Below are 15,246 nucleotides of genomic sequence, written 5' to 3'. Positions count from 1 at the left end.
GAGGACCAGCTCGCGATCCGGGCCTCCGGTGTGCTCGCCCGGCGTGTCGTACGAGCGCCCGCGGGCGACACCGAACCGGACAGCACCTGGACCCCGCGCGGGACCACGCTGATCACCGGCGGCACCGGGACACTGGCGCCGCATCTGGCCCGCTGGCTGGCCGGGCAGGGTGCCGAGCACATCGTGCTGACCAGCAGGCGGGGCATGGCCGCGCCCGGCGCGCCCGCGCTCGTGGCCGAACTGGCCGAGCTGGGCGCCGAGGCCGAGGTCGTGGCGTGCGACGTCACGGACCGCGCGGCGCTCGCCGCCCTGCTGGCGCGGCTCACGTCCGACGGCCGTACGGTCCGTACCGCCGTGCACACGGCCGCGACCATCGCGCTGCACAGCCTGGACGAGACCACCATGGCCGAGTTCGCCGAGGTCATCAGCGCCAAGGTGGCCGGCGCCCGGCATCTGGACGAACTGCTCGACGGCGACGAACTCGACGCGCTCGTCCTGTACTCGTCCACGGCCGGGACCTGGGGCAGCGGACGGCACGCGGCCTATGTGGCGGGCAACGCCTTCCTCGGCGCGCTCGCCGACCACCGCCGCGCCCGGGGGCTGCCCGCCACCTCGCTGGCCTGGGGCATCTGGTCCGACGACACCCGGCTGGGCCGGGTCGACCCGGAGCAGATCCGCCGCAGCGGCCTGGTCTTCATGGACCCCGAACCGGCCCTGGCCGGGCTGCGGCAGGCCCTGGACGACGACGAGACCGCGCTGGTCGTCGCCGACGTCGACTGGGAGCGCTACTACCCGGTCTTCACCTCGGTGCGGCCGACGCGCCTGTTCGACGAGGTGCCCGAGGTACGGCGGCGGGCGGAGGCCGCCGAGCCGGCCGGTGGCGCCGGCGGTGAGTTCGCCACGAGGCTGCTGTCCCTGCCCGGCGCCGAGCGGGACCGGCTGCTGCTGGAGCTGGTCCGTACCGAGGCGGCCGCGGTCCTGGGACACGGCTCGCCGGAGGCGCTGACGGAGGAACGGGCCTTCCGTGACATCGGGTTCGACTCGCTGACCGCGGTGGACCTGCGCAACCGGCTCGCCACCGCCACCGGCCTGACGCTGCCGACCACCCTGGTCTTCGACCACCCGAGCCCGGCCGCCCTGGCCGCGTATCTGCGGGTCCTGATCGCCGCCGACCAGGACGGTCCGGGGGACGCCCCGGCCGGGTCCGCGCCCGCCCCCGCAGCGGCCGCCGACGACGAGCCCATCGCCATCATCGGCATGAGCTGCCGTTACCCGGGAGGCGTGGCCTCCCCCGAGGAGCTGTGGGACCTGGTCGTCGGCGCGGGGGACGCCATCACCGGTTTCCCGGCGGACCGCGGCTGGGACGCCGACGCCCTCTACGATCCGGACCCGGACCGCAAGGGCAGGACGTACTCCACTCAGGGCGGCTTCCTGCACGACGTGGCCGACTTCGACGCCGCGTTCTTCGGGATCTCCCCGCGCGAGGCCGTGGCGATGGACCCCCAGCAGCGGCTGCTGCTGGAGACCGCCTGGGAGGCGTTCGAACGCGCCGGCGTCGACCCGGCCACGCTGCGCGGCAGCAGCACCGGGACGTTCATCGGCGCCAGCTACCAGGACTACACCACGGGTGTGCGGGGAGCGGCCGAGGGCTCCGAGGGCCATATGATCACCGGCACCCTGTCCAGTGTGCTGTCGGGCCGGGTGTCCTATGTGTTCGGGCTCGAGGGCCCCGCGGTCACCCTCGACACGGCGTGCTCGTCCTCGCTGGTGGCGCTGCACCTGGCCTGCCAGTCGCTGCGTGACGGGGAGAGCTCCCTCGCCCTGGCGGGCGGCGTCAGCGTCATGGCCACTCCCAGTGCGTTCGTGGGCTTCAGCAGGCAGCGGGCGATGGCCGCCGACGGCCGCTGCAAGGCGTACTCGGACACGGCCGACGGCATGAGTCTGGCCGAGGGCGTCGGACTCGTGCTGATCGAGCGGCTGTCCGACGCGCGGCGCAACGGCCACCCGGTGCTCGCCCTGGTCCGCGGCTCCGCGATCAACCAGGACGGCGCGTCGAACGGGCTGACCGCCCCCAACGGCCCGGCGCAACAGCGGGTGATCCGGCAGGCCCTGGCCAACGCCCGGCTGACCGCGGGGGAGGTCGACGCGGTCGAGGGCCATGGCACGGGCACCGCGCTCGGCGACCCGATCGAGGCCCAGGCGCTGCTGGCCACCTACGGGCAGGGCCGCGAACACCCGCTGCTGCTCGGTTCGGTGAAGTCCAACATCGGCCACACCCAGATGGCCTCCGGCGTGGCCGGTGTGATCAAGATGGTCATGGCGATGCGCCGGGGACTGCTGCCGCCCACCCTCCACGTCGACCAGCCGTCCTCCCATGTGGACTGGGCGGCCGGCGCCATCGAGCTGCTGACCGAACCGGCCGAGTGGCCCGCCACCGGGCGCCCCAGGCGGGCGGCCGTCTCCTCCTTCGGCCTCAGCGGCACCAACGCCCACACCGTGCTCGAACAGGCACCCACGGCGGCGGACCCAGCGGAGCCTGCCGAGGAGCACACCCCCGGCACCCCGGTGCCCGTCACCCTGTCCGCCCGCGACGACGAGGCCCTGCGCGCCCAGGCGGCCCGGCTGCTGTCGCTGCTGGAGACGCGGCCCGAACCGCGCCTGAAGGACGTGGCCTTCTCCCTGGCCACCACCCGCTCCGCACTGGAGCGGCGCGCCACGGTCGTGGCGGCGGACCGGGCGGAGCTGCTGAGCGGTCTCTCCGCACTGCGCGACGGAGCCCCGCACGGCGCCCTCGTCCAGGGAGGCGCGGCCGGCGGCCGGACCGCCTTCCTCTTCTCGGGCCAGGGCAGCCAGCGGGCCGGGACTGGCCGGGAGCTGTACGCGGCCTTCCCGGTGTTCGCCGAGGCCCTGGACGAGATCTGCGCGCATCTGGACGGCCACCTCGAACGGCCGCTGCGCGACGTGCTGTTCGCCGAGGAGGGCTCGGTGGAAGCGGGGCTCGTGGACCGTACGGGCTGGACACAGCCCGCCCTGTTCGCCGTCGAGGTGGCGCTGTACCGCCTGGTGGAATCCTGGGGCATCACGGCGGACTACCTGGCGGGTCATTCGATCGGTGAGATCGCCGCCGCTCATGTGGCGGGGGTGCTGTCGCAGGCCGACGCGTGCACGCTGGTGGCGGCACGGGCCCGGCTGATGCAGGAGCTGCCCGCGGGCGGGTGCATGGTGGCGATCGAGGCGGCGGAGGACGAGGTCGTCCCCCGACTGGACGCAGCGGTGTCGATCGCGGCGGTGAACGGGCCGCGTGCGGTGGTGGTGGCCGGCGAGGAGTCCGCGGTCGAACGGGTCGCCGCACGGTTCGCGGAAGAGGGCCGCAGGACCCGGCGGCTGACCGTCAGCCACGCCTTCCACTCACCGCTGATGGAGCCGATGCTGGACGGGTTCCGGCAGGTCGCCGAGGGACTTTCGTACCAGGCCCCGCGCATCGCCCTGGTCTCGAACCTGACCGGAGGGCCGGCCTCGGCCCAGGAGGTGTGCTCGCCGGAGTACTGGGTGGAACATGTGCGCCGCACCGTGCGGTTCGCCGACGGGGTGCGGTGGCTGGCCGGGCAGGACGTCACCGCCTTCCTGGAACTGGGCCCCGACGGGGTGCTGACCTCGATGGCCCAGGAGAGCCTGGCCGACCGGCCGCGCACCGTGCTGCTTCCGGCGCTGCGCAAGGACCGTGCCGAGGTGTCCACGCTCGTCTCCGCGCTGGCGCGGCTGCACACCCACGGCGTCGGCGTGGACTGGAAGGCCTTCTTCGCCGGATCCGGCGCACACCGCATCGACCTGCCCACCTACGCGTTCCAGCGTCACCGCTTCTGGCCGGAGACCGCCGCCGGGGCGGACGGCGAGGGCGCGCCCGACGCGGCGCGGGCCGAGGACGCCGAGTTCTGGTCGGCCGTGGAGCGGGCCGACCTGGAGACCCTGGCCTCGACACTCGACCTGGACGACGGCGTCGTGACGGCGATGGTGCCCGCGCTGTCGACCTGGCGCAAACAGCGCCGCGACCGGTCCGCCACCGACAGCTGGCGCTACCGCGTCACCTGGAAGCCCCTCACCGGCAACGCCTCCCAGACGCCCGTGCTCTCGGGGCGCTGGCTGATCGTGGCACCGCCCGGCGCGGCCGAGGACACGTGGGCGCGTACGACTCTCGACGGCCTGGGCACGCCGACCGTACGGGTCGAGGCCGCGGACGGGGACCGGGCCACGCTGGCCGAGCTGCTGCGCCGGGCGGAAAGCGACCACCGGGCGGACAGCGAGGGCGCGGGGTTCACCGGCGTCCTGGCGCTGCCCGCGCACCACACGCCCGGCGACCAGGGCGATCCGGCCACCGCGGCGGCACGGGCCGCCACGGTGGTCCAGGCCCTGGGCGACGCGGGCATCGAGGCCCCGCTGTGGTGTCTCACCCGCGGCGTCGTGTCGATCGGCCGCTCCGAGCAGGTCCTCGATCCGGCGCAGGCCGCGGTGTGGGGGCTCGGCCGGGTGGCCGCGCTGGAACACCCGGAGCGCTGGGGCGGTCTCGTCGACCTGCCCGCGGAGCCCGACCCGCAGGCCGTACGCCGACTCGCCGGGGTGCTGGAGCGGGCCGGCGGCGAGGACCAGGTGGCGGTGCGCGCCTCCGGGGCCTACGGACGGCGGCTGACCCGCATCCCGGCCGAACCGGCCGTGGAACCGGGGGAGTTCACCCCGAGCGGCACCGTACTGATCACCGGCGGCACCGGTGCGCTCGGCGGGCACCTCGCCCGCTGGCTGGCCGCCGAGGGCGCCGCGCATCTGCTGCTCCTCAGCCGCCGGGGGCCACGGGCGCCGGGCGCGGACGAGCTCGTCCGGGAGCTGACCGAACTCGGCGCCCGCGTCACCGTCGAGGCCTGCGACGCCGCGGACCGCGACGCCCTGGCCGCCGTGCTGGACCGCATCCCCGCCGACACCCCGCTGACAGCCGTGATCCACACCGCCGGCGTCCTGGACGACGGGATGGTGGACGCCCTGACCCCGGACCGGTTCACCGCCGTGACGCGCGCGAAGGCGCAGGCCGCCCGCAACCTGGACGAGCTGACCGAGGACCGCGACCTCGCCGCCTTCGTCCTGTTCTCCTCGGTCGCCGGCACCCTGGGCGCACCCGGGCAGGGGAACTACGCCGCGGCCAACGCCTATCTGGACGCCCTGGCCCAGCGCCGCCGGGACCGCGGCCTGACCGCCACGTCCATCGCCTGGGGGCCGTGGGCCGAGGCCGGGATGGTGGCCGACGGCACGGCGCTTGAGGGCCGGGTCCGCCGGGGCGGCTACACGCCGATGCCCCCGCGGCTGGCCGTCGCCGCGCTCCGGCAGGCCCTCGCATGCGACGAGCGGGTGCTGACCGTCGCCGACATCGACTGGGACCGCTTCCTCGACGCGTTCGCCACGGCGCGGCCCGCGCCCCTGGTGGCGGACCTGCCGGAGGTACGGCGCGCCCGGGAGGCGGCCGACACCGGCCGTGGCGGCGCGCCGTCGGACGGGCAGGAGCTGAGCGGCCGGCTGACGGACCTGCCCGAGGCTCAGCGCGGCGCGTATGTGCTGGACCTGGTACGCGGCCGGGTGGCCGCCGTACTCGGACACGGAGACACCGCGGCCATCGCCCCCGACCAGGCCTTCCGGGACCTGGGCTTCGACTCGCTCACCACGGTCGAGTTGCGCAACGCGCTCTCCGCGGAGACCGGGCTGACCCTGCCGTCCTCCCTGATCTACGACTACCCCACGCCCCACGCGCTGGCCGACTTCCTGCTCACCGAAGTGCTCGGCACGGCGGCGGACACCGCCACGGACCCGTCGCCCGCGTCGGCGCCTTCCGGGGCCGACGACCCGATCGCCATCGTCGGCGTCAGCTGCCGGTTCCCCGGCGGCGTGGCGTCTCCCGAGGACCTGTGGCGGCTGCTCGCCGACGGCGGCGACGGCATCACACCGTTCCCCACCGACCGGGGATGGGACCTCGACGCGCTCGCGGGCGGCGCCTCCGCCACGCTGGAGGGCGGCTTCCTGCCCGACGCGGGCGACTTCGACGCCGCGTTCTTCGGGATCTCCCCGCGTGAGGCCCTTGCCATGGACCCCCAGCAGCGGCTGCTGCTGGAAACCTCCTGGGAGGCCCTGGAGCGGGCCGGGATCGACCCCGCCACCCTCCGGGGCAGCGACACGGGCGTCTTCGTGGGCACCAACGGGCAGGACTACGCGGGTGTGCTGCGCAAGGCCACCGCCGATGTGCGCGGCCACGTGGCCACCGGCAACACGGCCAGCGTCATGTCCGGCCGGCTGTCGTACACCCTGGGGCTCGAAGGGCCCGCGGTCACGGTCGACACCGCCTGCTCGTCCTCTCTGGTGTCGCTGCACTGGGCGGCCCAGGCGCTGCGGCGCGGCGAGTGCTCGCTCGTCCTGGCCGGTGGCGTCTCGGTGATGTCGACCCCGGACTCCTTCACCGAGTTCAGTGTGCAGGGCGGACTGGCTCCCGACGGCCGGTGCAAGGCGTTCGCCGAGGCCGCCGACGGCACCGCCTGGTCCGAGGGGGTCGGGGTGCTGGTCCTGGAGCGGCTGTCCGACGCCGTGCGCAACGGGCACGAGGTCTGGGGCCTGGTGCGCGGCACCGCGGTCAACCAGGACGGCGCGTCCAACGGGCTGACGGCGCCCAACGGCCCCGCGCAGCAGCGGGTGATCCGGCAGGCCCTGTCCGACGCGCGGCTGACGCCGGCCGAGGTCGACGCGGTCGAGGCACACGGCACCGGCACCACGCTGGGCGACCCCATCGAGGCGCACGCCCTGCTCGCCACCTACGGCCGGGAGCGCCCCGAACCGCTGCTGCTGTCCACGGTGAAGTCCAACATCGGCCACACCCAGGCCGCGGCCGGGGTGGCCGGTGTGATCAAGATGGTCATGGCGATGCGGCACGGCGTGCTGCCCGAAACCCTGCATGTGGACGCGCCGTCCTCGCACGTGGACTGGGCGTCGGGCGCGGTGTCGCTGGTACGCGAGGCCACGCCGTGGCCGCGGACGGGCCGGCCGTGGCGGGCCGGTGTGTCGGCCTTCGGCGTCAGCGGCACCAACGCCCATGTGATCGTCGAGCAGGCGCCCGCGGCCGAACCCCCCGCGCCCCGCGAGCCCGGGCAGATCCCGGCCATGGTGCCGTGGGTGGTCTCGGGCCGCGGCCCCGAGAGCTTGAGCGCGCAGCTCGACCGGCTCACCTCCCTCATCGAGGGGAGCGATCCGCGGCCGTCCCCCGTGGACGTGGGGTACACCCTGGCCACCGCCCGCCCGGCGTTCGAGCACCGCGCGGTGCTGCTGGCCACCGACGACGGGGTCACGGAGGCGGCCCGCGGGGTGATACGCGCCCCCGGTGGCAGGACGGCGTTCCTCTTCTCGGGCCAGGGCAGCCAGCGGCCCGGCATGGGACGGCGGCTCCACGACCGCTTCCCGGCCTTCGCCGAGGCGCTGGACGACGTCCTGGCCCATCTGGACGTGGAGCTGGACCGCCCGCTGCGGGAGGTGGTCTTCGCCGACGCCGGGACGGACGCGGCCGGGCTGCTGGACCGCACGGGATACACCCAGCCCGCCCTGTTCGCCGTCGAAGTGGCCCTGTTCCGGCTGCTGGAGTCCTGGGGGGTACGGCCGGACCTGCTCGCCGGCCACTCCATCGGGGAACTGGCGGCGGCCCACGCCGCCGGGGTGCTCTCGCTCCCCGACGCGTGCCGGCTGGTGGCGGCGCGGGCACGGCTGATGGAGGCGCTGCCGTCCGGTGGCGCGATGGTCTCGCTGGAGGCCACCGAGGACGAGGTCGCCCCGCTGCTGGCCGGACACGAGGAGTCGGTGTCCGTGGCGGCGGTCAACGGCCCCACCGCGACGGTGATCGCCGGGGACGAGGAGGCGGTGGTGTGGATCGCCGCGCGGCTGGAGGAGAGCGGGCGCAGGACCAGGCGGCTGCGGGTCTCGCACGCCTTCCACTCGCCGCTGATGGATCCGATGCTCGACCCGTTCGCCACGGTGGCCGGACACCTGGCCTACCAGGAGCCGCGGATCCCCGTCGTCTCCACCCTGACCGGCCGTCTCGCCACCGCCGAGGAGCTGTGCTCCCCTGCGTACTGGGTGCGCCAGGTGCGGGAGACCGTGCGGTTCGCCGACGGCGTACGCGCCCTGCGGGACGCGGGCGCGACCGCCTTCGTCGAGCTGGGCCCGGACCGGGTGCTGGCCGCGATGGCCCGGCACACGCTGGCCGACGAGCGGCCCGAACCGCTGGTGGCCCCCCTGCTGCGCGCGGACCGCGACGAGGAGGCCGAGATCACGGCGGCGCTGGGCGTGCTGCATGTGCACGGGGTGCCGGTGGACTGGTCGGCGTACTTCACCGGCACCGGTGCGCGCCGGACCACCCTGCCGACCTACGCCTTCCAACGCGATCGATACTGGCCCGAGTTGGCGCCGGAAGCGGCACAGGCCGCGGCGGCCGACCCGGTGGACGCGGAGTTCTGGTCGGCCGTCGAGCGGGAGGACCTGGAGTCGCTGGCGTCCACGCTGGAGCTGGACGGCGACTCGCTGACCGCGGTGGTGCCCGCGCTCTCCTCCTGGCGCCGGTCCCGCCACGACGAGTCCGTCGTGGACGGCTGGCGCTACGAGGCGAGCTGGACACCGCTGAGCGGCCCGGCCTTCGCCGGAACACCGTCGGGCACCCCCCAAGGCACCTGGCTGCTGGTCGTCCCCGCCCCCGACACCGCCGAGGCGGCGGCGGTCGACGAGGAGTGGACGGCGGCCGTCGCCGAGGCGTTGGGCCAGGGCGAACCGGGCACCGTACGTATCGAGGTGGCGGACGCCGACCGGGCGGCCCTGGCCGCACGCCTCGGCGAGGCGCGCACCGGCGACGGCCCGTTCGCGGGCGTGCTGTCCCTGCTCGCCCTCGGGCGGACCGGGGCCGAATCCACCGCCCTGACCTGCGCTCTGATCCAGGCTCTGGGCGACGCGGGCATCGAGGCACCGCTGTGGTGCGCCACCGTGGGCGCGGTCCGCGTGGGCCGCGGCGACGCCGCGGCGGATCCGGGGCAGGCCGCGGTGTGGGGCCTGGGCCGGGTGGCCGCGCTGGAACACCCGGAGCGCTGGGGTGGCCTCGTGGACCTGCCAGGCTCCCTCGACCGGCGGGCCCGCGCCCGGCTCGCGGCCGTCCTGGTAGGCGGGGCGGGCGACCCCGCGGAGGACCAGATCGCGTTGCGCGCCGGCGGGGTGTTCGGCCGCCGTCTGGTGCGGGCCGCGGCGCCGGTCCCCGACGGGCGGTGGCGGCCGCGGGGCACCGTCTGGGTCACCGGCGGCACCGGTGAGACCGGCGGGCGGCTCGCCCGGTGGCTGGCCGCGGAGGGGGCCGGACACCTGGTGCTGGCCGGCCCGTGGGACCCCGACGCGCCCCGCACCGCCGAACTGACCGCCGAACTCGCCCAGTCGGGCGTCCGGGTGACCGCGCGGGCCTGTGACCCGGCCGACCGCGACACGCTGACGGCGCTGCTCGACGAGTTCCCGCCGGACGCGGTCGTGCACGCCGGGCAGCCCGACCTGGCGCCCGTCCCGCCCGGCACCGGGGACCGGATCGACGCGCTCGGGCCCGCCCCGCTCGCGGCGGTGGTCGCGGACCGGATCGCGGGAGCGGCACACCTCGACGAACTGCTGGCCGACCGGCCCCTGGACGCGTTCGTGCTGCTCACCTCGGTCGCGGGGGTATGGGGCGTGGCGGGGCGGGCCGCCGACGCGGCCGTGGACGCCGCCCTCGAAGCGCTGGCCCGCCGGCGCCGGGCACGCGGTGCCCAGGCCACCTCGGTGGCCTGGAGCGCCTGGGCCACATCCGCGGCCGAAACCGACGGCATGGCGGCACATCTGCGGCTCAGCGGGCTGCCCGCCCTGCCGCCCCGGCTGGCCGCGACCGCCCTGGGCCGGGCGGTGGACGGCACGCTGGACGCGGTGACGATCGCGGACGTGGCCTGGGACCGGTTCGCCCCGGCACACACCGCCGTACGCCCGAGCGCGCTGTTCGCCGCGCTGCCCGAGGCCCGTACGGCGCTGGAGGCCGCGGCGGCCGGACGGGACACAGGAACAGCGGGCGCCACCAGCACGGCAGCCGCGCTGCGCACCAGGCTGCTGGGCCTGCCGGGCCTTCAGCGCTCCCACGTCCTGCTGGACCTGGTGCGCGGCCAGGTCGCCGAGGTCCTGGGGCACGGGGGCGCCGAGGCGATCGAGGCCGACCGCGCCTTCTCGGACCTCGGATTCGACTCGCTGACCGCGGTGGATCTGCGCAACCAGCTGACCCGGGCCACCGGTCTGCCCCTGCCCACCACCCTCGCCTTCGACCACCCCACCCCGGCGGCGCTCGCCGGCCACCTGCACGCCGAACTGCTCGGGCAGGACGGCGACGAGGACACGGCGGCGCTGCCCGCCCGCACCGCCGACGACCCGATCGTGATCGTCGGCATGAGCTGCCGCTACCCCGGTGGTGTGCGCTCGCCCGAAGACCTGTGGCAGCTGGTCGTGGACGAGGCCGACGCCATCGGAGCGCTGCCCACCGACCGAGGCTGGGACCTCGCCACGCTGAGCGGCGGCACCCGGGACGGACGCGGGCGCAGCACCGCCCAGTCGGGCGGGTTCCTCTACGACGCCGCCGACTTCGACCCGGGCTTCTTCGGCATCGCGCCGCGCGAGGCCCTGGTGATGGACCCCCAGCAACGGCTGGTGCTGGAGGCCGCGTGGGAGGCGCTGGAGCGGGCCGGTGTCGACCCGCACACGCTGCGCGGTGGCGACACGGGCGTCTTCATCGGCGCCACCAGCGGCGACTACCGCCCGCCCGCCGACCAGCGCGGCCACTCCCAGACCGCGCAGGCGGCCAGCCTGATCTCCGGCCGCCTCTCCTACAGCTTCGGCCTGGAGGGCCCGGCGGTGACCGTGGACACCGCCTGCTCCTCGTCACTGGTGGCGCTGCACCTGGCCGCCCAGGCGCTGCGCGCGGGCGAGTGCTCGCTGGCGCTGGCCGGCGGGGTGACGGTGATGTCCACGCCGGTGGGTTTCGTGGAGTTCAGCGACATGGGCGCCCTGTCGCCCGACGGCCGGTGCAAGGCGTTCGCCGAGGCCGCCGACGGTACGGGCTGGTCCGAGGGCGTCGGCATGCTCGTGGTGGAGCGGATGTCCGACGCCCGGCGAGGCGGACACCGCGTCCTGGCGGTCCTGCGCGGCTCGGCGGTCAACCAGGACGGCGCCTCGAACGGGCTGACCGCCCCCAACGGCCCCTCGCAGCGCCGGGTCATCCGCCGCGCCCTCGCGAACGCCGGACTGTCCCCCGCGGACGTGGACGTGGTCGAGGCCCATGGCACCGGCACCACCCTCGGCGATCCGATCGAGGCCCAGGCGCTGCTGGCCACCTACGGTCAGGACCGCGAGCGGCCGCTGCTGCTCGGCTCGGTCAAGTCCAACATCGGGCATACGCAGTCGGCGGCGGGCGTCGCCGGTGTGATCAAGACGGTCATGGCGATGCGCCACGGTGTGGTGCCCAGGACCCTCCATCTGGACGCCCCCACCTCGCACGTGGACTGGTCCGCGGGCGCCGTGGAACTGGCGGCCGAGGCCACCGCGTGGCCGCGGTCCGGACGGCCGCGCCGGGCCGGGATCTCCTCGTTCGGCGCCAGCGGCACCAACGCCCACGCGATCATCGAGCAGGCGCCCGACGACGAGCCCGCCCCGGCCCCGGCCGCGCCGCCGCGTGACGGCGCGCTGTGGCCCGTGGCTCTCACGGCCCGCACCCCCCAGGCGCTGCGCGACCAGGCCCGTCTGTTGCTCCGCCACCTCGCCGCCGACCCGGATCTCGGCCTCGCCGACCTGGCGTTCTCGCTGGCCGCCACCCGGTCGGCCTTCGAGGTGCGGGCCGCGGTGCTGGGCGCGGACCGCGAGGCGCTGCTCGAGGGCCTTCAGGCGGTGGCGGACGCCCGCCCGTCCCCCCGGGTGGTCGAGGGCACCGCGGCGGGCGGCCGGACCGCCTTCCTCTTCTCGGGCCAGGGCAGTCAGCGGGCCGGGATGGGCCGGGAGCTGTACGAGACCTTCCCGGTGTTCGCGGAGGCGTTCGACGCGGTGTGCGCGCATCTGGACGCCCACCTCGAACGGCCGCTGGCCGAGGTGGTGTTCGCCGGGGCCGGGTCGGCCGAGGCGGAGGCGCTGGACGAGACGCGGTGGACCCAGCCCGCGCTGTTCGCTCTCGAGGTGGCGCTGTTCCGGCTGCTGGAGTCCTGGGGGATCGTCCCGGACTATCTGGCGGGGCATTCGATCGGGGAGATCGCGGCCGCCCATGTGGCCGGGGTGTTCTCGCTGGCGGACGCGTGTGCCCTGGTGGCGGCGCGCGGCCGGCTGATGCAGGCGCTGCCGTCCGGGGGAGCGATGGTGGCGTTGCAGGCCGCCGAGGAGGAGGTGGCCTCCCATCTGGGGGAGCGGGTCTCGGTCGCGGCCGTGAACGGTCCGCGGTCGGTGGTCGTGGCGGGCGACGAGGCCGCCGTGCTGGATGTGGCGGCCCGGTTCGCGGGGCAGGGCCGCAGGACCAGGCGGCTGACGGTCAGCCATGCGTTCCACTCCGCGCTGATGGAGCCGATGCTGGAGGAGTTCGCCCGGGTCGTACGCGGTCTGTCGATCGAGGCGCCGCGGATCGCGCTGGTGTCCAATCTGACGGGCGACCTGGTGCCGGCCGAGCGGGTGTGCGCGCCGGAGTACTGGGTGGAGCATGTGCGCCGCACGGTGCGCTTCGCCGACGGAGTCAGCCGGCTCGCCGCCGAGGGCGTCACCACCTTCCTCGAGGTGGGGCCCGACGCCGTACTGACCGCCATGGCGCGGGAAACCCTCGCCGAGCGGCCGGGCGACGCCCTGCTCGTCCCCGCGCTGCGCAGGACGCGCGACGAGGAGACCGCCCTGGTGTCGGCCGTGGCCCGGCTGCACACGCACGGAGTCGGCGTCGACTGGGCGGGCTTCTTCGCCTCCTCCGGCGCCCGGCGGATCGATCTGCCCACCTACCCCTTCCAGCACCAGCGCTTCTGGCCCGAGGACGCCACCCAGCAGGAGGCCACGGCCCCCGACACGGCGGACGCGGACTTCTGGGCCACCGTGGAACGGGCCGACCAGGCGGACATCGCCTCGCTCGCGACGGCACTGGACGTCGACGACGAGGCGTTGACGAAGGTCCTGCCCGCGCTCTCCTCCTGGCGCCGTCGGCGTCACGAGCGGTCGGTGGTGGACGGCTGGCGCTACCGGATCGGCTGGAAGCCGCTCACCGGCCCGGCACCTGCCGCCCCCTCGGGGACCTGGCTCGCCGTGGTCCCGGCCGGACACGCCGAGGACCCCTGGGTGCACGCGGTGGTCGAGGCGCTGGGCACCGAGACGGTACGGCTGGAGGTCACCGGGCCGGACCGCGCGGCGCTGGCCGAGCGGCTGCGCGCGCAGCTGGCCGACGGGCCCCGGCCGGCCGGCGTGGTGTCGCTGCTGGCCGTGGCCGACTCCGCGGAACCGGTCGTCCCGCCGGGACTCGCCCTGACCGCCGTACTGGTGCAGGCCCTGGGCGACGCCGAGGTCCAGGCCCCGCTGTGGTGCGTCACCCGGGGCGCGGTGTCGGCCGGCCGGACGGAGCGGGTCACCAGCCCGGGGCAGGCCGCGGTGTGGGGGCTCGGCCGGGTGGCCGCGCTCGAACACCCGCAGCGCTGGGGCGGGTTGGTCGATCTCCCCGAGGAGCTGGACGGGCGGATCGCCGCCCGGTTCGCCGCGGTGCTGGCCCAGCCGGCCGGAACGGAGTCGGCGGAGGACCAGGTCGCGGTGCGCGCGTCGGGCGCCTTCGGCCGACGGCTGCTCCGGCCGGTCGGCGCCCCGCCCGAGGACGGCTGGCAGCCCTCGGGCACAGTGCTGGTCACCGGCGGCACCGGGACACTGGGCGGCCATGTCGCCCGCTGGCTGGCGCGCCGCGGCGCGGAGCACATCCTGCTGGCCAGCCGCAGCGGCCCCGAGGCCGAGGGGGCCGAGGAGCTGCGGTCCGAGCTGGCCGGGCTGGGAGTGCGGGTGTCCGTCGTGGCCTGCGACGCGGCCGACCGCCGACAGGTGGCAAACCTGCTGGCGGGCATCCCCGGCGAGTGTCCGCTGACCGCCGTGGTGCACGCGGCGGGGGTGCTGGACGACGGGGTCCTCGACGGTCTGTCGCCCCAGCGGTTCGAGGCGGTGTTCCGGTCCAAGGTGGTGTCGGCGGCCGTACTGGACGAGCTGACCCGGGAGCTGGACCTGAGGGCGTTCGTGCTGTTCTCCTCCGCGTCCGGCGCCGTCGGCAACGCCGGCCAGGCCAACTACGCCGCCGCCAACGCGGTGCTTGACGCGCTGGCCGAGCACCGCCGGGACCAGGGCCTGCCCGCCACCTCGGTGGCCTGGGGCGCCTGGGCCGGTGGCGGCATGGCGGCGAACACCCGTGCCGAGGAGACGTCCCAGCGCACCGGGGTGGCCGCGATGGACCCGGAGGCGGCGCTGTCGGCCATGAGCATCGCGGTGGGCTCCGACGAGCCCACCTCCGTGGTCGCCGACATCGACCAGGCCCGGTTCATCCACGCCTTCACCACCCTGCGCCCCAGCCCGCTGCTGCGGGAGCTGCCCCGGTACGCGGAGCTGACCGCGGGCGCCCTCGTCTCCCCGCAGGACCAGGCATCCGCCGCGGCCGAGCTGCGGGAGCGGGTGCTCGGCCGGCCGGCGGCCGAGCGACCCCGGGTGGTGCTGGACCTGGTCCGCGCCCAGGTCGCCGGGGTACTGGGGTATGCGGGGCCCGAGGCCGTCGGCGCCGACCGGGCGTTCAAGGACCTCGGCTTCGACTCGCTGGCCGCGATCGAGTTGCGCAACCAGCTCACCGCGGCCACCGGGCTGAGCCTGCCCGCCACCCTCGTCTTCGACCACCCCACGCCCGTCGCCCTCGCCGAGCTGGTGCTGCGGGAGCTCGTGCCCGGGACGGGCGGCGATTCCCCCGCCGACGAGCGGGAGAGCGAGATACGGGCGTTGCTGACCTCCGTACCCCTCGCCCGGCTGCGGGAGGTCGGGCTGCTTGAGCCCCTGCTGCAGCTGGCCGGCCATCCGTCGGCGACGGCGGACCAGGCCCCGGGGGACTCGATCGACACGATGGACCTGGACGATCTGGTCAGGGCGGCGCTCGACGGCAACGCGAACTGA

1 protein-coding gene (only partly in view) is annotated in these 15,246 nt (G+C 75.8%); it reads left to right on the top strand.

The window, feature by feature from the left end; translation table 11 throughout:
- Positions 1-15,246 carry the 3' portion of a type I polyketide synthase gene (locus ACFZDL_RS30635; protein WP_391193016.1) on the top strand. 13,866 nt of this gene lie to the left of the window's left edge, so 15,246 of the gene's 29,112 nt are visible here — the last part of the coding sequence; the start codon falls outside the window, past its left edge; the stop codon is at positions 15,244-15,246.

Source organism: Streptomyces sp. NPDC007917 (assembly GCF_042959105.1).
GTDB lineage: Bacteria > Actinomycetota > Actinomycetes > Streptomycetales > Streptomycetaceae > Streptomyces.
This window is presented reverse-complemented; position numbering and strand designations above follow the sequence as displayed.